The following is a 19,138-nucleotide window of genomic DNA, read 5'->3' on the forward strand; positions in this document are numbered from 1 at the left end:
TTCAAGAATGGATAATTAAGCTGACTGCCGAGGCGCTCGGCTCGTTCCATCGGATGTGCGGTGATTCAGCGGAATTTCGGGCCTGAGCGGGTGTTGTTGCCCTTGGCCATGCGGTCGTACAGCACCACGTTGACCGTGGCCGCCAGGTTCATGCAGCCGGTGGTCGGAATATAGACCACGTCTTCGCACCAGTCGCGGATCTCTTTATCCAGTGAACCGTCTTCGGGGCCGAAGATGTAGAGGGCGCGATCCGGGTGCGTGTATTCCGGCAGCGAGCGGGCGCCGTCGACCAGTTCTACCGCGACCGGTACACAGCCCAGCGGCAGGATTTTCTTCAGGTCATCGATGCCGATCAGCGGAATGTCGTAGTGGACTTTCTTGGTGTCGGTGACGAAGTCGGCGGCGCGCTCATAGCGCTTGCCGGTGTAAAACACCGACGCCACGCCATAGCAACCGGCGGCGCGCATCACCGAACCGACGTTCTCCGGTGATTTGGGGTTATACAAACCAATGCAGCTGTACCGTTTGTCTGCCACGAGCGGGGTGCCTTCGGGAAAAAAGCGCGATTATACGGGGATTGGGGGAGGGGTGTTCAGTTTGGAGATGATCGTACCCACGGAGCGTGGGAACGATCAGCAGACCTTCAGTCTTCTTTCTTCATCAGTCCGGCCAACGCCGCAAACGGGTTATGCGTCGCCTTGGCAATCTTTGGCGTACTCAGCGAGCCTTCGTCGAAATACTGCTGATCGGTGTAACGCGAATGCTCGTTGTCATGGCAATACAGGCACAACAGCTCCCAGTTCGAGCCGTCCTGCGGGTTGTTGTCGTGGTTGTGGTCGCGGTGGTGCACGGTCAGTTCGCTCAGGCGTTTGCCGGAGAACTCACGGGCGCAGCGGCCGCACACGTGCGGGTACATCTTCAGGGCCTTGTCGCGGTAACCCATTTCCTTGTCGCGCTGGTTGTCGGCGAGGATGCGGTCCAACTTTGAGGTGTTGGTTGGAGGCGTTGACGAACTCATGGGTTCACCTTTGTAAAAGACTAATGACGGTTATGTGTTGAAGTTTAGCCTAGCCCTTGAGCTTCTCGGCAATCCAGATGGTGTGGCGGGTGCCTTTGTTGCCGTGGGCGAAGACCTGCACTTCTTCGGCCTTGAAGCCGGCCTTTTTCAGCTTGTCGGAAAACTGCCGGTCAGCGCTGGCCGACCACACCGCCAGCACGCCCTTGGGTCGCAGGGCCTTGGCGCAGGCGCTCAGGCCACCGGCGGAGTACAGCCAGCTATTGGCTTTCTGGGTCAGGCCTTCGGGACCGTTGTCGACGTCGAGCATGATTGCGTCGAAACCCTGCGGCTCGGCTTGCAGCACCTTGGCCACGTCTTCCATGCGGATCACCGTACGCGGGTCGAGCAATGGGTTGCCGGCTTTTTCCCCCAGCGGCCCACGGTTCCACTCCACCACGCCGGGCACCAGTTCGGCGACCACCACTTCAGCGGTCTTACCCAAATGCTTGAGCGCCGAGGCGAGGGTGAAGCCCATGCCCAGGCCGCCGATCAATACCCGCGAATTCGGCCGGCCGGCGACCTTGCGGCAGGGGATTTGCGCCAGGGCATCTTCGGAGCCGTGCATGCGGGTGTTCATCAACTGCCCGCCATCGCCGCCCTGAATCTTGATGACGAAGTCTTCGCCGTATTCGAACAGGCACAGGGCACCGCCGTTTTCAGGAATGGGGGTGGTGTCGAGCAGAACGAAACGTTTCATGGGGCTCTCTTGAGGAGAAAATGACAGGCGGAAGAAGGCAAACGAGCGCAGTTGGGAGTAGCCTGCAATAGACCACAAGGCCAACGGAGCCATTGATGAAGCGCATCATTCTAACGGCCATTGCCTTGGCCGCGCTCTCGATAACTGCAGTGCAGGCCCAGGAGCAGCAAACCATCCCCACCGGCCCTACGCCGATACCCGGTTCGCCCGGCACTGCTACGCCGACGCCGTACCCGCAGATTACCCCGACCACTGTGCCCAAGACCGGCAACGGTGGGCCACCATTGTTGCCGCCGATCGAAATGCCCAACCCGCCCAAGGACCAGACCTTGCCGGGCCTTGAACCGAGCACGACGAAAATCAAAACGCCGGGCGGATAGTGTCTAGATCTGCTGCGAGAGCAGTTGCCCGTCGGCCATGCGCAAGCGTTTGGAGAGGGAGACGGCGAGGGCGCGGATGATCTTGGCGGCGATTTTCGGCGCTTCGTTGAGCATCTTTTCCAGGGAGTCCTTGCCCAGGTTGAGCAACTGGCAGTTGCTCGCGGCCACACAACTGGCTGAGCGCCGTTCGCCGTCGAGCACGGCCATTTCGCCGAACGCCCGACCGCTGCGCAAGGTGGCCATGGTCACCGGTTGCCCTTCGCTGTTGGTCTTCTGCACCGCAACCTGGCCGGTGTGGATGATGCACATGAAACTGCCGGCATCGCCCTCATGGAAGATCTCTTCGCCTTCGGCGATGGTGCTGATGCTGAAGTAACCTGAAGCCGCCACGAAGTCGGCCGGCAGCAGTTGATCGAACAGGCCGCAGTCCATCAGCCAGTCGCGAATTTCTTTGTTCAGTAAGGTCGGTTCTGACATGTCGTCACGGTCTTTTTCTTGTGTCTGTTGCTGTTCCAGGCGCGCCCGGCGTCTGGTGTTAAGACCGGGACGCCGGGCCAAGTTCCTCAGGCAATGCCCAAAACCTTCAAAACAAATGCGTATTCGAGGGCTACGTCACGTAATCCCTGGTAGCGACCGCTCATCCCGCCATGCCCGGCGCCCAATTCAGTCTTGAGCAGCAGGGGATTGGTGTCGGTTTTGGTCGCGCGCAATTTCGCCACCCACTTGGCCGCTTCCCAGTACTGCACGCGACTGTCGTTGTAGCCGGCGATCACCAGCGTTGCCGGATAGGCTTGCGCGGTGACGTTTTCATACGGGGCGTAGGCCTTGATCCGATCATAGACGTCTGGCTCTTGCGGGTTGCCCCATTCGTCGTATTCGGTGACGGTCAGCGGCAACTCCGGGTCGAGCATGGTGTTGAGCACGTCGACGAACGGCACTTCGGCTATTGCCGCACCGAACAGCTCCGGCCGCTGATTGAGCACCGCGCCGATCAGCAGGCCACCGGCGCTGCCGCCACTGATTGCCAGCTGCGATGAGGTGGTGAAACCGTTGGCGATCAGGTGTTCGGCGCAGGCGATGAAGTCGCTGAAAGTGTTGTGCTTGTGTTCCTGCTTGCCGGCGCGATACCAGGCTTCACCCAATTCACCGCCGCCGCGAACATGCGCGATGGCAAACGCCATGCCGCGATCCAGCAGGCTCAGGCGGGCGTGGGAGAACCACGGGTCGAGGCTTTCGCCGTAAGCGCCATATCCGTACAGATAAAGTGGCGTCGGTTTACCGAGGAACTCGCGTTTGACCACCAGGCTGATCGGCACTTGCGTACCGTCCGGGGCCGTGGCCCAAAGCCGCTGGCTGACGTACGCGTCGGCGTCGAACGGGCCGAGCACCGGGGTTTCCTTGAGGACTTTCTGCTCGCCGGTGGCCAGGATCAGTTGACGGATTTGCGCCGGACGGTTCAAGGCCTCGTAGCGCAGACGGATTCTGTCGCTGACAAATTCCAGGCTGTTCTGCACATGCAGGCTGTAGGCCGCGTCCGGTAATTGCACGCGATACGGCGCCAGGCCTTGTGGGCGGACTTCAATGATCGGCAGGCCGCCTTCACGCAGGCTCAAGGTCATGGCCTCGGCGTTCAGGCTCATGCCATCGATCATCACCGCGTCGCTGTGGAGGATCAGGTTCTGCCAGTCGGCTTCGGTCGGCGCGACGCCGGTGTCGGCGGCCTGGTACAGGGCAAAGTTGATGCCGTCGCGGTTGGTGCGGATCAACCACGTCCACTCGCCATCGAGTTTGCCGTGGTCGACATCGTACTCATGGTCTTCGACCCGTGGTGCCAGGCAGGTAAAGGCCTGATGGGGCCGCGAGGCGTCGAGCACCCAGACTTCGCTGGTGGTCTTGCTGCCCAGCGACAGCAGCAATTGCCGTTCGGAGCTTGAGCGGTAGCAATGCAGGAAGAATCGGCCGTCCGGTTCATGGAACACTTCTTCGGCGGCGGTGCCGTCCAGCCGATAGCGGAACAGTTTGTGCGGGCGATGGGTGTCGTCGAGTTCACCGAAGAACAGCGTCAGGCTGTCATTGGCCCAGGTCATGCTGCCGTCGCAGTCCTGGAATTCCAGTTCACTGACGCGGCCGCTGGACAATTCCTTCACGAACAGCGTGTAAACCTCCTCGCCACTGGAATCGATGCTGTAGGCCAGGCGCTGGTGGTCCGGGCTGACGCTGAACGCGCCCAGGGAAAAGAAACCGCCCTTGGCCAGCACGTTCGGATCGAGCAGCAGGAGTTCCTGGCTTTCGTCGATGTGCAGGCTGCCATCGGTCGGACGTGGGCAGCGGTAATGACGGGCGTATTCGTCGCCGGCCGTGGTGCGGGTGTAATACAGGTACGGGCCCCAGGGCGAGGGCAGCGACAGATCGGTTTCGAGAATCCGCCCCTTGATCTCTTCGAACAGGATTTCGCGCAGCCCAGCCTGATCGGCGGTTTGCGCCTCCTGATAGCGGTTTTCAGCTTTCAAGTAATCGAGCACTGCGTCGGTGTCGCGCTCCTGCAGCCAGGCATACGGGTCATCGCCGTCGGCCTTGTGGGCAATGGGCGCGTCGGAAACGTTGGCGGATAGGGGCATGAAGGACTCTCGAACGTTGTACGAAATTGGGGGATCGCAGACGGCGGGGCAGCCTGAAGTGCGAAAAGTCGTTACTATAAGCGCCTCTTTGCCTGCCTTGCCATGGACACCATGACCGAGAACGACTATCTGATCGCTTGGGGCCTCTACGCCTTTGCCGCTTTAGGCTGCCTGTTGGTGTGGATGCGCATCACCCGCTGGATGTGGCGTTGGCTGCGTGAGCCGCTGCGGCTGCTGATGGCAGTGTTGCTGTTCAGCCCGACCATCATTGACCCGGTGAAGGAAAAGGTCGCCCCGGCCATTGCCATTACTGTGCTGGATCTGCTGTTCAAGGTCGGCAACAACGCCTGGCGGGCGATTTCCGACCTGTTCATGTACAGCATGATTGCCTTCGGCCTTTACCTGGTGCTCGTGGCGATCCGTTTCCCGATCGAGCGCGCATCCAAGGCTCGCAAGGAGCGGGCGGAGGCGGCCAAGGCTGCGGCGCGCACCGACGAGCCTGAAGGCGATCAACCGTTCGGCGGTGCCGGCGATGATCGTTACGGTCGGCCACCGGTGCCGAGCAACCCGCAGCGACTGCGGGTCGAGCCGCGTCTGTAACTGTGCCCCTGCATTGAATCGAGAGTCCGAGCATGTGTGAGTTATTGGGCATGAGCGCCAATGTCCCGACCGATATCGTGTTCAGCTTCACCGGGCTGATGCAGCGCGGCGGCCGCACCGGACCGCACCGTGACGGTTGGGGCATCGCTTTCTATGAAGGCCGTGGCCTGCGCCTGTTCCAGGACCCGGCGGCGAGCAGCGAGTCGGAAGTGGCGAACCTGGTGCAGCGCTATCCGATCAAGAGCGAAGTGGTGATCGGCCACATCCGCCAGGCCAATGTCGGCAAGGTCTGCCTGTCCAACACCCATCCGTTTGTGCGCGAGTTGTGGGGCCGCAACTGGTGTTTCGCCCACAATGGCCAGTTGGCCGACTTCAACCCGACCGCCAGTTTCTACCGCCCCGTCGGCGATACCGACAGCGAAGCGGCATTCTGCGATTTGCTCAACCGGGTGCGTGCTGCGTTCCCTGAGCCGGTAGAGATCGAAGAACTGCTGCCGGACCTGGTGGCCGCTTGTGCCGAGTACCGCAGCAAAGGCGTGTTCAACTGCTTGCTCAGCGACGGCGACTGGCTGTTCTGCTACTGCTCGACCAAACTGGCGCAAATCACTCGCCGTGCCCCGTTCGGCCCGGCACGCTTGAAGGATGTCGATGTGATCGTCGACTTCCAGGCCGAAACCACGCCCAACGACGTGGTCACGGTGATCGCCACCGAACCCTTGACCGAAAACGAAACCTGGACCCGCTACGAACCGGGCCAATGGAGCCTCTGGCGACGCGGTGAATGCGTCAGCCAGGGCAATACCGAATAAGGATCTCTCCCCCCATGTTGCTCAGTTATCTACGGCTGGTGTTGTTTGCGGCAGGCCTGTTGATCGGCGTCCAGGTGCCTGGGTTCATCAGTGACTATGCCAAGCGGGTCGAGGCGCATCTGATCGAGGCGCAGAGCGGTTTGAGCGGTTTTCAGGGCACTGCCAATCAGTTTTTCAAGGGCGACATGCAGGCGTTGGTGGCCCATTACCGTGCCAGCGAAGACCCGATCTTTCGCAGCGATGCCGACAGCCTGAGCGCCTTGCTCACCCGTCAACTGGCCCTCGACAAGCAATTCCAGGCCATGCAGGGCCCGTGGTACATCCGCTTCCTGCAAGTGGTGCTGGCGGCCGACCCGGATATTCGCAAGGAAACCTGGAACGGCTACAGCTACCAGATCCTGCTGACGCCGGAAGCGATGATCTGGGGCATGAGCGGCGCGTTGCTGCTGTCGTTCGGCATTGAATGCCTGTTCCGACTGATCGACTGGGTGGTGCTGGGCGGCAAGCGCCTGCGCCAGAGCCGGCCGATCGAAGAGCGGGATTTGCGCGGGTTGTAACACTGGAGCCGACTTGCCGGCGATTGCCGCGAGATCGCATCGCTGGCAAGCCGGCTCCTGTTTTTACCAATCGACCGAGTAGCTCATGCTCAGCGTGCGGCCTTCGGCATTGGCGTACGGCGCTCTGGCGTTGGCTTGGGTGAACAGGTTCTGGTACGTGCGATTGGTCAGGTTGTACACGCCGCCTTCAAGACGACCGACCGGCAGTTGCACGGAGCCGAGCAGGTCCACCAGCGTATAACCTTCGATGTCGCGTCCATTGTCGTCCTTGGCGGCGGCATCGTAATTGGCCAAACGCATGCCTTGCAGGCGCAGGCTGTAGTCGTCTTCGGTGTAGCCGACGAACAGTGTGGTCTTGGCGGGTGAGATGCGTGTGGCCGGCAGATCGATCCATTTGCCGTTCTGCTCGGTCTCGCCTTTGGCCCAGGCATAAGTGCCACCCACCGACCAGTGATCGGTCGCGCGGTAGGTCAGGCTGTTTTCGATGCCGCGAACTCGCTCTTTCTGGTTGATCAGGCGCAATACTCGATCATTGGCATCGTAGAACTGGGTCACGTCCGAGGTGTTTTCGTACACGGTGACGTCGGCCTGCCACTGGTCCCAGTTGCCACGCCAGCCCAACTCGTAACTGTCGACCTTGATGGCCTGGGCGTTAAGACTCTGGATGTCGAAGGTGCTGCTGACGTCACGCATGAAGCGCTGGATATCCGGCAGCGAAAACCCCTGGCTGTAATTGGCGAAGACGTCCTGGTTTTCACTCAGGTGGTAGACCGCCCCCAGGTTGTACAGCGTGGCGTCGTATTTGAGGGTGTCACCGGGCAGCGTTGCGCGTATGCCGGTCTGGACGATCTGACCGTAGGCGATGCTGTCGGAGACGTCGCTTTCGATCCATTCACGGCGCACTCCGCCACGCAAGGTCCAGTCTCCGATGTCCCAGGACATCTGTCCGAACAGCGATTTGGTGGTGGTTTCGATGTCCGGACCCAGCTCGTAGGTGGTGCCGGTCTTGGTGTAGTTCAGGCCATTGAGCGTGTATTGATCACCTCGTTGACGGGAGCGCTCATTGTCATAGTCGGCGCCCCAGACCAGATTGCCCGTGGCGCTTCCGATCGCCGGCAGCGGCGTGTCGATGGCCGCGCGCAGGCCGTAGACGTCCTGCACACTGTTGTTGTTGGAGATCCCGGCTCTGCCTCGCGACAGGTCTGGAAAGAACAGTGCATCGGCGCGGCGCCAGTAGCTTTCCAGTTGCAGGCCCTGACCGTAGAAGTCCTTGTCGGTGTAGTTGAGATTGACCGCCTGGTTATGGGTATAGGGTTGGTCGTCGAGTTTCAGCCCTTTGACGGCCACCGCTTGCTGCGAGTTTTTCGGGTCTTTGGTGTAGCCGGTGTCCTGCTGGTCCTTGTAGTCCTGCAGCGACAGGCTGATTTTCTTGTCGGCATCCAGTTCGTAACCGAAACGACCTTGCAGGTCATAGGTTTCGGTGTCCATGTTGCTGCCCTGGGAGGTGTCCTGGGGGATGCGGTTGCCGTTGCCGTCGAACTGGTCGTTGCGCTGGGTCAGGTCGGCGGACACATACCAGTCCAACGCGTCCTTGCGCCCGGTGGCACTCTGGAAAGCTTCGTAGGCGAAGCCTTTTCTGTTGAGGTTGTTACCGCTGGTCAGGCCCAGTTTGCTGCTGTAGGCAATGTCCTGGCCCTGATTGCGCTTGGTGATGATGTTGATGATGCCGCCTGAAGCACCGGCCCCGTAAATGCTGCTGGCGCCGGAGATCACTTCGATGCGTTCGATGCTGGCCGGGGCGATGCTGTTGAGCTGGCGGAAGTTGTCACGGGTGGCGTTCTGCGATACGCCGTCGATCAACACCAGCATGTTACGCCCGCGCAGGGTCTGGCCGAAGTTGCTCATCCCGCCGCTCGATGGCGCAATACCCGGGACCAATTGCCCGAGGATGTCGGAGACCCGGCGACCCGCGCCGCTCTGCTCACGGACTTGCTGCTCGTCGATCACCTGGACCGAGCCCGGAATCGAAGCGATGCTCGCTTCGCTGCGAGTCGCGGACACGACGGTGGCTTGCATGTTCAAGGTGCGGGGCTGCTGTTCGGTGTCCTCGGCCCAGGCCTGGGCGCTGAAGGTGCCAAGTAGCGGGATCAGCAGGGAGAGTTTGGTTCGGGTCATGACGTGGTCTTTTTTAGTTGTGATAAGTGTGGGGCGATAAGGTCGAGCGGTCAGGCGTAGCGTTGAACGACCGCACCCAGCGGATGCCGATGGCGGCTATGGCGTAGGTCAGTGCCACCAGCCAGAAACTGTGGGCCAGGCCCACCAGGCCCATGCCGATACCGCCAAGGACGACACCGAGCAGAGCACCAGCCTTTGCCGCACTGTTACCGAGGCCGAGCGCGAAGCCCTGCTGTGTGATGGAAACGGTGTTGGCGATCAGGGCATAGGCGACGGGCAGCAGGGCGCCTTGCCAGATGCCCCAGACGAGTCGGCTGACGAGAAAGCCCAGCCATTCATTGGCCAATGCCGTGGCCGCCAGCGTCAGGGCACATAACCAGGCCACGCCTTCGATGACGCGCAGGGTGTAGGCCGGCTGCCAGCGGTCGAACAGGCGTCCCCACAGCGGGGCGGAAATGGCCAGGGTCGCGGCGCTCGCCGCGTAGGTGGCGCCGATCAGCCAGCTTGGGGCATGCAGAATGTTCGCGACATATAGGGCGTAGAACGACTGCGGCATCATCTTCGCCGCCTGAATCAACACGATCACCAACAGGATTCCACTGAGCCAGCCTTTGGGCAGGGCCACCGGCTCAACAGGTTTTTTCTTCGCGGTTCGCGCCTTGTCGGCCGGCAGGAAAAAACTCCCCAGTGCGCACAGCAGGCAAATCGCCGTCGCGCCATAACACAGCAAGGCAAACCCCGAGACGTCCATCAGCCAGCCACCCAGCACCGGGCCGATCAACGAGCCGACGGCGGTTGCCGATTGCAGGCGGGCCAGGGTGTGACCCCGTCTGGCACTGTCGCAGCAGGCCAGGGCATAGGCTTGCGCGGCCGCGAGAAAACCGGCCAATGCGCCTTGCATCACGCGAATACCCACCAGCAGCCACGGGTCGAGGGTGATGGCTGCCAAGCCTTGGCACAGCGCGAGGGCCAGCAACGCCCGAACAATCATCGGTTTGTGCCCGGTGCGATCCCCCAGCCGACCCCACAGGGGGGTCAGCAACATGGCCGCCAGCATCGGGCCGGCATAGACCATCGCCGATAACAGCGCGGTGTAGCCGGCGCCTTCGGGCCCGAGCAGATGCTGGATCTGCAAGGGCCAGAACGGGCCGCTCATCTCCATGGCGCCCATGGAGACAAACTGGATGACGATCAGCAGTCGCAGGGCGCGACCGTCAGCGAGCATGGGTGTTGGGTCGCAGCGGGTTACTCAGGCGTCCGACGATGTCGGCATGACTGTCGAGCAAGCGCATGCGCATGAACGATTTGGCAGGCCAATCCTGTTCCAGCAAGGCCTGGCGCTCGCTTTCCCAACGTGCCGGTTCAACGCGCTCGCGCAAGCTCTCGAAGCACTGTGCAACGTGCGCTGCCAATCGCTCCCACAGGATATTTTCCGGCACATTCCAGTGGCGGGCACAAAGCAACGTCAGCTCACCGAGGTGGCACATGAAGGTGGTGTGCAGGAGTTTGTCGCGGACAAAGCCTGCGTCGTCATACAGGGTCATTTTCGGATCGTGCAGCTGGATATCCAGACCCTTGGCGTGCAGGGTTTTGCGATCGATACGAACGTCGCCGAAATCACGCAACAGCAGCCGATTCAGCTGCCCGTCAGCGCCCATCACCATGAAACTGTTTTGCTGGTGCGCTTCGAACGCCACGCCGTACATCAGATAGATGCCCAGCAGACTTGGTACGGCAATCGACAGGTAATCATCGAAGAACGTCAGCATGGCCTCGCTGTCGTCCCGGCCTTGAGCCAGTCTGACCCAATCACGCAGCAACGGTTGTTCGAATTCGTTGACGGCGAACAGGCTGCCGACCGGCACCGCCAACTCGCCTGCTTGCAGCAGGGTCAGCGGGTTGTCGCGATACAGTACGCCAGCATGCCGGGAGCGTTCGTCATCGGCCGGCAGTGGTGCGTAATGCACGCCGATGCGCTCTGGAACGATGTTCAGCAGGCGCTGAATCTGCGGTTCCTGATCGAGGATATCCAATACCAGTTGGCTGATGCGCGGACCCATCCGGGCCGAGCGCGGCGACACGGTGCGCTGCACGCTGGTCAGGCGCAAAGCCACCGGCAGTTTGACCATCGGTGCCGTGCGACTGGCCTGCGGCAGGACCGTGCGGAAGGACATGGTCGGGTGGCCGGTAAACGCCACGATGTCAGTGACGATCAGCAGGTTGTCGGCGATCTCGTTGGCAAACGAATGTGGCAGCTCTTCATGGGCTTGCCATGGGTGCGACGGCAGCGGGAGGTAGTCCTTTGCGTCCAGGCCCAGCTGCTGCAAATGGCGTTGCAATTGCTCGGCGGCCTGTGGGAAGTGACCTTGCCACCAATCCCAGTAGTCCGTGGTGCCAGCCAGCGCTTCAACATGTGCGTACTGGCGGTGCAGGGCGCACAGCACGATCGGAAAACTCGCTTCGAATTCTGGCGAGAAAGCGATGACCTGAGCGGCGCTCAAGCCCAGTTTGGTCTTGTAGTTCGGGTGCCACGGATGGCCGAGAGTCCCCCACTGTTCGAGCAGCGACGTAGGGTTCTGGTGGCAGGGGCTGGCTTTGAGCCAGGCGAGCAGATTGTCATCGTATCCGGTGTCGATCTGCTCTCTCAGGCGCTCGGTCCATCCGTGGTGAAACGCCAGGCACAGGGTGTCGTTGCTGAAGCTGTCATCCAGCTCCCGGGCCAGACGTTCCAGTACCTGCGGGGAGGCTGGCGGATTGAGCTGAGTGCTGAGGTGAGCGAGCAGTTCGCTGGGCAACTGGATTTTGTGCGGCAGTTTGTCGGGGGTGTGCAGGACGATGCTGCCGCGTACGTCCCAGCTGTTCATTCTGCTGCTGGACAAATGCTCGAAGCAAAGATGCGCGCCATCGCCAAGCGGCAGCCAGCAGCGGCTGGTGTCGTCGTATTCGCAGGTGTCGGGATCAATCAGCTCTTCACGGAACAGCGCCTGGATCAGGCGTTGGAAACAGCGCTGGGCGGCGGGCTCCAGGGCATTGCTCAAATGATCGAGCGTGATGCGGTGGGACTGGAAAGCCTGAGTACCGAGAGCTTCGCTCCAGTGAGCGAGCAATTGCTGCTGTTGTTGCGTGTAATCGCGCATCAGGTCCGACTCCTTCTGGACAATTGATTCTGAAAGCGCGCAAAGAATACCGTTTTGAAAAATTAATGCAAATGATAGTGGTTCATATTTACACTTCGGAAAATGCCTTTCAGGCTCTGGCCTGCGGTTTGCTCAAGACGATGTAGTGCTCGCCCACTTTCTGCGCATAGCACTCCACGACTTGCTGACACAGCGCCACGATTTCTTCGACCCACTCCACACCCACCCGCCACGACACCACCACCGGCAAATTCGCTGGTCGCTGATCGATGGCCAGCAAGGTCAACTCTCCCCGGGCCAATTCCTCGGCCACCAGCACGGGCGACAGTGCGCCTATACCGAAACCGTCCCGCAGCAATCGGGTAATCGCCGACACCGAGTTCACGCAGTTCAGCCGTGGCGCCATGACCCCGTTGGCCTGCATCAGGCTCAAGATGTCCTGGTGCGGACGGGAGTTTTTCGAATAGGTGATGATCCGCTCCCGTGCCAGGTCGGCGACACCTGAATACTCACGGTTGTAGATGGAATTGCTGGCCACGATCCAGCCCATCGGATGACTGGCCAGCTCCAGGCTGCGCACGCTTTCCTGGCGCAGCAGGTCGGTTTGCAGGATCAGATCGAGAAAGCCTTTTTGCAGCTGATCGCAGAGGTTGAGCGCGGTATCGGCCACCAGCTCGATTTCCACCAGCGGATAGTGATCCATCATCTGTGCCACCAAGGGGCTGAGCCAGGTGTGGATCACCGTGTCCATGACGCCGATCCGCACCCGCCCGGCCTTGCTCGAACGCGTTTCGATCGACTGCTTGAGCGACTGCATCGTGTCCATCATCTGCTCGGCATATTCGAGCACTTTCAGGCCTTCGGGGGTCAGGCTCACACCGCGGGAGTCGCGCAGAAACAGCTTCACCCCGAGCTCGCTTTCGAGCACGGCGATGCGGCTGGAAATCGACGCTTGGGTGGTGAAGAGCTTGTCCGCCGTCAGGCGAAAACTCTTGAGTCGGGCGACCCAGACAAACGTCTCGAGAAACTTCAGGTTCATGGGGTCAGCTCGTGGATAAAGTTTTTCTTATGTCTAGGGCGGGGTTTTATTAGTTGGACGCAGCGGGGCCAACCGCCCAAAAATCAGGCCATCCGGTTCCCACGATAGGCGTCGTCGGGGCTCAGAACAATACCAATAAAATATGCACGGAGATTTTGCCATGAGTGCACCCGACACCCTCGACATCCCCAAAACCACGGCTCGCCCGGGACCTTTCGACTGGTACCGCAACATCAACAAACAGGAGCGTCGCACGTTCTGGAGCTGCAAGATCGGCTATGGGCTGGACGGCATGGACACCCAGATGCTCAGCTTCGTGGTGCCGACCCTGATTGCCATGTGGGGCATCACCACCGGTCAGGCCGGGCTGATCCACACCAGCACGCTGATCGCCTCGGCCATCGGTGGTTGGGTGGCGGGGATTCTCTCCGACCGCATCGGTCGGGTGCGTACCTTGCAACTGACAGTGCTGTGGTTTGCGTTCTTCACTTTCCTCTGCGGCTTCGCCCAGAACTACGAGCAACTGTTGATCAGCCGCACGTTGATGGGCTTCGGTTTCGGTGGTGAATGGACCGCCGGCGCGGTGCTGATGGGCGAAGTGATCCGCGCCAAGGACCGTGGCAAAGCCGTCGGCATGGTGCAGTCGGGTTGGGCGTTGGGGTGGGGGCTGACAGCCATTCTGTATGCGCTGCTGTTCTCGGTGTTGCCGCCAGAAGACGCCTGGCGTGCGCTGTTCATTCTTGGCATCGTGCCGGCGATTTTCGTGATCTTCGTCCGTCGCCTGGTCAAGGATCCGGAAATCTACCGCGAAGCCAAAGCCAGGCAAGAGCCAGGCAACCCGGCGAAGTTTTACGAGATTTTCGCCCCCGGCATCCTCTTCACCACGATTCGCGCGTCGATACTGACCACCGGCGCACTCGGCGGTTACTACGCGATCACCTCCTGGCTGCCGACGTTTCTGAAGAACGAGCGGGGCTTGAGCGTACTCGGCACGGGCGGTTATCTGGCGATGGTGATCATCGGGTCTTACGTCGGTTATGTAATCAGCGCGTATCTGACTGACATCCTTGGTCGTAAAAAGAACTTCATTCTGTTTGCCGTCGGCTCGTTCACCATTGTTTTGCTGTACACCCAATTGTCGGTCAGCAACGGCGTGATGCTCTGGCTGGGCTTCCCCTTGGGCTTCTTCGCTTCGGGGATTTTCAGCGGCATGGGTTCGTTTCTGACCGAGTTGTTTCCAACGCGGATTCGCGGCTCGGGCCAGGGTTTTTGCTACAACATCGGTCGGGCACTGGCGGCGTTGTTTCCGCTGCTGATCGGCTTGCTCAGTCAGAAGGTGCCATTGAGCGTGGGAATCGGGGCTTTCGCGGCGGTGTCCTACGGGGTGGTGATCCTGGCGGCGCTCAGCTTGCCGGAAACCTGTGGCAAACAACTCGACGCCGAATAACCGAATGTCCGGTAACTGATAATCTGAGGGGCAGATGCCCTTCAGCTAAAAAGACAAAAGCCTACAGGAGTGTTCACCGTGAACCGCCTGCTATTGAACTGCGACATCGGCGAGAGTTTCGGCAACTGGACCATGGGTCTGGACGCCGAGGTCATGCCCTTCATCGACTGCGCCAACATCGCCTGCGGTTTCCATGCCGGCGACCCGAGCATCATGCGCAAGACCGTCAGTCTGGCCCTGAGCAACGGCGTGCAGATCGGCGCGCATCCGGCCTATCAGGATCTGGTCGGTTTCGGCCGCCGCTCCATGGCGTATACCGCCCAGGAACTGCAGGACCTGTTGCACTACCAGATCGGTGCCCTCGACGGCATTTGCCGGGCTCAGGGCGGGCGGGTGAGTTACGTCAAACCCCACGGCGCGATGTACAACGACATGATGGCCAACCCGGCGCAATTGCGCGCGGTGATCCAGGCCGTGGCGGCCTATGACCGGACACTGCCGCTGATGCTGATGGCCACTCGCGACAACAGCTCCGCCCAGCAGTTGGGCGACGAATACGGCGTGACCCTGTGGTTTGAAGCCTTCGCCGATCGCGCTTACGACAGCGCCGGAATGCTGGTCTCGCGGCAACTGCCGGGGGCCGTGCATCACGATCCCGAGAAAATCATCGAACAGGCGCTGATCATTGCCCGCGGTGACAACCTCACGGCCAGCGATGGCAGCGCCTTGCACCTGCAGGCCAATACCTTGTGCGTACACGGCGACAACGCCAGTTCGGTGGCCGCCGTGCGGCGCATTCGCGAGGCCTTGAATCAGCAGAGCGCATCATGAAGCCACGGGTGGAAGTGGTGGCGCTCGATTGCCTGATGGTGCGCCTGTTCGATGAAATTGCCGAGGCCAACATGCCGTGGATGCTGGCTGCCAGTGAGCGTTTGCGAGAAGCATTCGCCAGCCATTTGATCGATCTGGTGCCGTCCTACACGACGCTGATGGTGCATTACGATCTGATGGCATTGAACCCGGCCCAGGCCCGGGAGTTGATTGCTCAAGCCCTGATCGATCTGACGCCCAACGCTCGGGCCAAGGGTAAATGCCATGTGCTGCCGGTCTGGTATGACTTGAGCGTTGGGCCGGAGTTGAACCTGTTGTCCCAGCGTAGCGGCTTGGCGGTGAATGAAGTGATCCGCCGTCACAGCGAACACGAGTATCAGGTGTTCGCGTTGGGCTTCGCGCCGGGGTTCGCGTTCATGGGGTTGGTGGAAGACGTGTTGGCCGCACCGCGTCTGAGTACCCCGCGCAAAAAAGTCGCCGCCGGCAGTGTCGGCATTGCCGAACGCCAGACGGCGGCTTATCCGGTAGTGTCCCCCGGCGGCTGGAACCTGATCGGTCGCACACCGGCCAAATTGTTCGACCGTGAACGCGACGGCTACAGCTTGATGCAACCGGGCGACACGGTGCGCTTCGAGGCGGTCAGTCATGCCGAGTTCATCAACCTGGGCGGTGATGACACGCCGTTGGAGACCTTGGCATGAGCCGACTGACGATTGAAGCAAGTACACCGCTTTGCCTGTTGCAGGACGCCGGGCGATTTGGTGTGCGGCATCTGGGCGTGACCCAGGGCGGCGGACTGGATTGGCGATCGATGTCGTGGGCCAATTGGCTGTTGGGCAACGGGCTGGATGCGTCGGTGATCGAAATTACCCTCGGCGGGTTCAGTGTGGTGGCCGAGGACGATTGCTTGCTGGCATTGGCTGGTGCCGATCTTGGGGCGCAGATTGATGGCCAGCCCTTGGCGCCGTGGCGCAGTTTCAAACTGGGCAAAGGTCAACGATTGCAATTCACGCAACCGTTGCTTGGCGCTCGGGCGTACCTCGCGGCACCAGGCGGGTTTGATGCGCCGAAGGTGCTGGGCAGCACTGCGACTGTGGTGCGTGAGGAACTCGGCGGCCTCGACGGCATGGGCCGGGCGTTGGCCAAGGGATCGTCGTTGAAGTACTCCACCGAGGCGCCGCTGCTGGTACGGGAACTGCCTCGCGAGCACGTTCCGGATTTCAACCTCGATACGCCGCTGGACCTGGTGCTTGGTGCGCAAATCGGTGAATTCAGCGGGCAGAGTCTGTTTGACGCATTCAACAGCGTCTGGACCCTCGACAGTCGCGCCGATCGCATGGGCATTCGTCTGTTGGGAGCGGCATTGCAGTATCAGGGCAAGCCGATGATTTCCGAAGGCATCCCGCTGGGGGCGGTCCAGGTGCCGCCGGATGGGCAGCCGATTGTGCTGCTCAATGACCGGCAGACCATTGGCGGTTATCCGCGGTTGGGGGCGTTGACACCGTTGGCGTTGGCGCGGCTGGCGCAGTGTCTGCCGGGGGCGACGGTGCGGTTGAAACCGGTGGTGCAGGACGTCGCGCATCGCGAACAAGTCGAGTATTTGCGCCGGTTTGTTAACCGTTAAAAGCTTCGCGGGCAAGCCTCGCTCCTACAGGTTCAATGCATGACGCACGAACACCGAAACCTGTAGGAGCGAGGCTTGCCCGCGAAGGCGGCATCACAGACAACAACAATCTTTATTTGGAAAGAAACCGCATCCCTTCCTCCAACCCCCGCAACGTCAGCGGATACATTTGATCATCGATCAAATCCCGCACGATGTTGGTCGACGAGGTATAGCCCCAAGTGTCTTTCGGGTACGGGTTGATCCAGATGAGCTTCTTGTACTTTTCCTTGAAGCGCTGCATCCACACGTAACCGGCTTCTTCGTTCCAGTGCTCGACGCTGCCGCCGGCCTGGGTGATTTCATAGGGCGCCATGGCGGCGTCGCCGATGAAGATCACTTTGTAGTCGGCGCCGTATTTGTGCAGCAAGTCCTGGGTGGCGGTGCGCTCGGAGGTGCGGCGCATGTTGTTCTTCCACACCGATTCATAAATGAAGTTGTGGAAGTAGAAGTACTCCAGATGCTTGAACTCGGTCTTGCAGGCCGAGAACAACTCTTCGCAGATCTTCACATGGGCGTCCATCGAGCCACCGATGTCGAACAGCAGCAACAGCTTGACGGTGTTGCGCCGCTCCGGACGCATCTGGATGTTCAACAACCCGGCATCGCGCGCGGTGTGGTCGATGGTGCCGTCGATGTCCAGTTCTTCCGCCGCGCCCTGACGGGCGAATTTACGCAAGCGACGCAGGGCGACCTTGATGTTGCGCGTGCCCAGTTCCACCGAATCGTCGAGGTTCTTGTACTCGCGCTGATCCCAGACTTTCACCGCTTTGCCCTGACGCTTACCGGCATCGCCGACCCGAATGCCTTCCGGGTTGAAACCGCCGGAACCGAACGGGCTGGTGCCGCCGGTGCCGATCCATTTGTTGCCGCCGGCATGGCGTTCTTTCTGTTCTTCCAGGCGTTTCTTGAACTCTTCGATCAGCTTGTCCAGGCCGCCGAGGGACTGGATCGCGGCCCGCTCTTCGTCAGTCAGGGAACGTTCGAATTCCTTGCGCAGCCAGTCTTCGGGGATCAACGCCTGAAGGTGATCGTCGAGCTTTTCCAGACCGTTGAAGTAGGCACCGAACGCTCGGTCGAACTTGTCGAAATGCCGTTCGTCCTTCACCAGGATCGCCCGCGACAAGTAATAAAACTCGTCCATGTCGGCGAAGGTCACGCGCTGTTTCAGCGCGTTGATCAGGTCCAGCAGCTCACGCACCGAGACCGGCACCTTGGCTGCGCGCATTTCGTTGAACAGATTGAGCAGCATGGCGATCGCCCTTATTGGTACTTAGCGAGTGCCGCGACGGCTCATGAACGCCAGACGTTCAAGCAATTGCACGTCCTGTTCGTTCTTCACCAGGGCGCCTGCCAGCGGCGGAATGGCCTTGGTCGGATCGCGTTCGCGCAATACCGCTTCGCCGATGTTGTCGGCCATCAGCAGTTTCAGCCAGTCCACCAGTTCGGAGGTCGAGGGCTTCTTCTTCAGGCCCGGCACCTTGCGCACGTCGAAGAACACGTCCAGCGCTTCGCTGACCAGGTCTTTCTTGATGTCCGGGTAGTGCACGTCGACGATCTTCTGCAGCGTCACGCGATCCGGGAACGCGATGTAGTGGAAGAAGCAGCGGCGCAGGAAGGCGTCCGGCAGTTCTTTTTCGTTGTTGGAGGTAATGATGATGATCGGACGTTTCTTGGCCTTGATGGTCTCGTCGATCTCGTAAACGTAGAACTCCATCCTGTCGAGTTCTTGCAGCAAGTCGTTGGGGAACTCGATGTCGGCCTTGTCGATTTCGTCGATCAGCAGAATCACCCGCTCTTCGGACTCGAACGCCTCCCAGAGCTTGCCCTTTTTCAGGTAGTTGCGAACGTCGTGGACCTTGTCCACGCCCAGTTGCGAATCCCGCAGACGGCTGACCGCGTCGTACTCGTACAGGCCTTGATGCGCCTTGGTGGTGGACTTGATGTGCCAGGTAATCAACTTGGCGCCGAAGGACTCGGCCAGTTGCTCGGCGAGCATGGTCTTGCCGGTGCCTGGCTCACCCTTGACCAGCAGTGGCCGCTCCAGGGTGATAGCGGCGTTGACCGCCAGCTTCAGGTCATCGGTGGCGACGTAGGCCTGGGTGCCTTCGAACTTCATCTGCTAATC

Annotated in this window: 19 protein-coding genes; 8 read left to right on the plus strand and 11 right to left on the minus strand. The window is 60.7% G+C overall.

From position 1 onward, the window contains the following. Positions 1–65: 65 nt before the first annotated feature. The 3 genes from F475_RS23830 to F475_RS23840 form a co-directional block, all read right to left on the minus strand. Positions 66–536 carry an RNA methyltransferase gene (locus F475_RS23830; RefSeq protein WP_007942196.1) on the minus strand — a complete coding sequence of 157 codons (471 nt, stop codon included), beginning with the start codon at positions 534–536 and terminating at the stop codon, positions 66–68. Between the two features lie 107 nt (positions 537–643). After that, positions 644–1,018 carry a YajD family HNH nuclease gene (locus F475_RS23835; protein ID WP_007942195.1) on the minus strand — a complete coding sequence of 125 codons (375 nt, stop codon included), beginning with the start codon at positions 1,016–1,018 and terminating at the stop codon, positions 644–646. 49 nt (positions 1,019–1,067) lie between these two features. Then, the gene (locus F475_RS23840; RefSeq protein WP_018926760.1) at positions 1,068–1,754 is read right to left on the minus strand and encodes a spermidine synthase; all 687 of its coding nucleotides are present in this window, start codon (positions 1,752–1,754) and stop codon (positions 1,068–1,070) included. Between the two features lie 95 nt (positions 1,755–1,849). Between F475_RS23840 and F475_RS23845 the strand changes: the two genes are divergently transcribed. Next, entirely contained in the window at positions 1,850–2,134 is a 285-nt protein-coding gene (locus F475_RS23845) for a hypothetical protein (protein ID WP_018926759.1), read from the plus strand. Between the two features lie 3 nt (positions 2,135–2,137). On the opposite strand, the gene F475_RS23850 is transcribed toward F475_RS23845, so the two are convergent. Together F475_RS23850 and F475_RS23855 are read right to left on the minus strand one after the other, a co-directional pair. Continuing rightward, on the minus strand, positions 2,138–2,611 hold the full coding sequence (locus F475_RS23850) for a cyclic nucleotide-binding domain-containing protein (protein WP_018926758.1): 474 nt from the start codon (positions 2,609–2,611) through the stop codon (positions 2,138–2,140). Positions 2,612–2,697: 86 nt separating this feature from the next. Then, positions 2,698–4,752: a S9 family peptidase gene (locus tag F475_RS23855; RefSeq protein ID WP_111454864.1), complete on the minus strand. Its 2,055-nt coding sequence runs from the start codon at positions 4,750–4,752 to the stop codon at positions 2,698–2,700. A gap of 102 nt (positions 4,753–4,854) precedes the next feature. Here F475_RS23855 and F475_RS23860 point away from each other — a divergent pair, with 102 nt between their 5' ends. Genes F475_RS23860 through F475_RS23870 form a run of 3 tightly spaced genes read left to right on the plus strand, consistent with a single transcriptional unit; the run spans position 4,855 to position 6,718 of the window. After that, positions 4,855–5,352 (plus strand): hypothetical protein, encoded by a 498-nt coding sequence (locus tag F475_RS23860; RefSeq protein WP_026286473.1) that lies wholly within the window; start codon positions 4,855–4,857, stop codon positions 5,350–5,352. 32 nt (positions 5,353–5,384) lie between these two features. Then, positions 5,385–6,161 carry a class II glutamine amidotransferase gene (locus F475_RS23865; RefSeq protein WP_018926755.1) on the plus strand — a complete coding sequence of 259 codons (777 nt, stop codon included), beginning with the start codon at positions 5,385–5,387 and terminating at the stop codon, positions 6,159–6,161. Positions 6,162–6,175: 14 nt separating this feature from the next. Then, the gene (locus F475_RS23870) at positions 6,176–6,718 is read left to right on the plus strand and encodes a DUF2937 family protein (protein WP_018926754.1); all 543 of its coding nucleotides are present in this window, start codon (positions 6,176–6,178) and stop codon (positions 6,716–6,718) included. Positions 6,719–6,781: 63 nt separating this feature from the next. Here the strand turns inward: F475_RS23870 and F475_RS23875 are convergent, their stop codons facing one another. From F475_RS23875 to F475_RS23890, 4 genes are all read right to left on the minus strand, one after another. Next, the gene (locus tag F475_RS23875; protein ID WP_111454865.1) at positions 6,782–8,893 is read right to left on the minus strand and encodes a TonB-dependent receptor; all 2,112 of its coding nucleotides are present in this window, start codon (positions 8,891–8,893) and stop codon (positions 6,782–6,784) included. A gap of 13 nt (positions 8,894–8,906) precedes the next feature. Then, positions 8,907–10,118, minus strand: coding sequence for an MFS transporter (locus F475_RS23880; RefSeq protein ID WP_018926752.1), 1,212 nt, complete (start codon positions 10,116–10,118; stop codon positions 8,907–8,909). Further along, positions 10,108–12,030 carry an IucA/IucC family siderophore biosynthesis protein gene (locus tag F475_RS23885; RefSeq protein ID WP_111454866.1) on the minus strand — a complete coding sequence of 641 codons (1,923 nt, stop codon included), beginning with the start codon at positions 12,028–12,030 and terminating at the stop codon, positions 10,108–10,110. Before F475_RS23885 ends, F475_RS23880 begins: the two co-directional genes overlap by 11 nt. 109 nt (positions 12,031–12,139) lie before the next feature. Then, on the minus strand, positions 12,140–13,069 hold the full coding sequence (locus F475_RS23890; RefSeq protein WP_086944846.1) for a LysR family transcriptional regulator: 930 nt from the start codon (positions 13,067–13,069) through the stop codon (positions 12,140–12,142). A 160-nt stretch (positions 13,070–13,229) separates the two neighbouring features. Here F475_RS23890 and F475_RS23895 point away from each other — a divergent pair, with 160 nt between their 5' ends. The 4 genes from F475_RS23895 (at position 13,230) to F475_RS23910 (ending at position 16,971) form a co-directional block, all read left to right on the plus strand. Continuing rightward, on the plus strand, positions 13,230–14,516 hold the full coding sequence (locus F475_RS23895) for an MFS transporter (protein WP_111454867.1): 1,287 nt from the start codon (positions 13,230–13,232) through the stop codon (positions 14,514–14,516). 78 nt (positions 14,517–14,594) lie between these two features. Beyond that, positions 14,595–15,347: a 5-oxoprolinase subunit PxpA gene (locus F475_RS23900; RefSeq protein WP_111454868.1), complete on the plus strand. Its 753-nt coding sequence runs from the start codon at positions 14,595–14,597 to the stop codon at positions 15,345–15,347. After that, a complete protein-coding gene (gene pxpB, locus F475_RS23905) occupies positions 15,344–16,048 on the plus strand; it encodes a 5-oxoprolinase subunit PxpB (RefSeq protein ID WP_111454869.1) in 705 nt (234 codons plus the stop codon). Before F475_RS23900 ends, pxpB begins: the two co-directional genes overlap by 4 nt. Next, entirely contained in the window at positions 16,045–16,971 is a 927-nt protein-coding gene (locus tag F475_RS23910) for a biotin-dependent carboxyltransferase family protein (RefSeq protein ID WP_111454870.1), read from the plus strand. The genes pxpB and F475_RS23910 overlap by 4 nt, the downstream gene beginning before the upstream one ends. A gap of 112 nt (positions 16,972–17,083) precedes the next feature. Here the strand turns inward: F475_RS23910 and F475_RS23915 are convergent, their stop codons facing one another. Then, positions 17,084–18,262, minus strand: a complete 1,179-nt coding sequence (locus F475_RS23915) for a VWA domain-containing protein (protein WP_007934103.1) — start codon at positions 18,260–18,262, stop codon at positions 17,084–17,086. 21 nt (positions 18,263–18,283) lie between these two features. Next, positions 18,284–19,129 carry a MoxR family ATPase gene (locus tag F475_RS23920; RefSeq protein WP_018926745.1) on the minus strand — a complete coding sequence of 282 codons (846 nt, stop codon included), beginning with the start codon at positions 19,127–19,129 and terminating at the stop codon, positions 18,284–18,286. Between the last annotated feature and the right edge of the window lie 9 nt (positions 19,130–19,138).

It is taken from the genome of Pseudomonas sp. URMO17WK12:I6, from assembly GCF_003253625.1.
GTDB lineage: Bacteria > Pseudomonadota > Gammaproteobacteria > Pseudomonadales > Pseudomonadaceae > Aquipseudomonas.

Coding starts and splice junctions, on each gene's coding strand:
- F475_RS23855 (WP_111454864.1), bottom strand. CDS start 4,752: ATGCCCCTATCCGCCAACGTTTCCGACGCGCCCATTGCCCACAAGGCC.
- F475_RS23835 (WP_007942195.1), bottom strand. CDS start 1,018: ATGAGTTCGTCAACGCCTCCAACCAACACCTCAAAGTTGGACCGCATC.
- F475_RS23895 (WP_111454867.1), top strand. CDS start 13,230: ATGAGTGCACCCGACACCCTCGACATCCCCAAAACCACGGCTCGCCCG.
- F475_RS23870 (WP_018926754.1), top strand. CDS start 6,176: ATGTTGCTCAGTTATCTACGGCTGGTGTTGTTTGCGGCAGGCCTGTTG.
- F475_RS23850 (WP_018926758.1), bottom strand. CDS start 2,611: ATGTCAGAACCGACCTTACTGAACAAAGAAATTCGCGACTGGCTGATG.
- F475_RS23885 (WP_111454866.1), bottom strand. CDS start 12,030: ATGCGCGATTACACGCAACAACAGCAGCAATTGCTCGCTCACTGGAGC.
- F475_RS23920 (WP_018926745.1), bottom strand. CDS start 19,129: ATGAAGTTCGAAGGCACCCAGGCCTACGTCGCCACCGATGACCTGAAG.
- F475_RS23875 (WP_111454865.1), bottom strand. CDS start 8,893: ATGACCCGAACCAAACTCTCCCTGCTGATCCCGCTACTTGGCACCTTC.
- F475_RS23890 (WP_086944846.1), bottom strand. CDS start 13,069: ATGAACCTGAAGTTTCTCGAGACGTTTGTCTGGGTCGCCCGACTCAAG.
- F475_RS23915 (WP_007934103.1), bottom strand. CDS start 18,262: ATGCTGCTCAATCTGTTCAACGAAATGCGCGCAGCCAAGGTGCCGGTC.
- F475_RS23840 (WP_018926760.1), bottom strand. CDS start 1,754: ATGAAACGTTTCGTTCTGCTCGACACCACCCCCATTCCTGAAAACGGC.
- F475_RS23910 (WP_111454870.1), top strand. CDS start 16,045: ATGAGCCGACTGACGATTGAAGCAAGTACACCGCTTTGCCTGTTGCAG.
- F475_RS23865 (WP_018926755.1), top strand. CDS start 5,385: ATGTGTGAGTTATTGGGCATGAGCGCCAATGTCCCGACCGATATCGTG.
- F475_RS23860 (WP_026286473.1), top strand. CDS start 4,855: ATGGACACCATGACCGAGAACGACTATCTGATCGCTTGGGGCCTCTAC.
- F475_RS23845 (WP_018926759.1), top strand. CDS start 1,850: ATGAAGCGCATCATTCTAACGGCCATTGCCTTGGCCGCGCTCTCGATA.
- F475_RS23880 (WP_018926752.1), bottom strand. CDS start 10,118: ATGCTCGCTGACGGTCGCGCCCTGCGACTGCTGATCGTCATCCAGTTT.
- pxpB (WP_111454869.1), top strand. CDS start 15,344: ATGAAGCCACGGGTGGAAGTGGTGGCGCTCGATTGCCTGATGGTGCGC.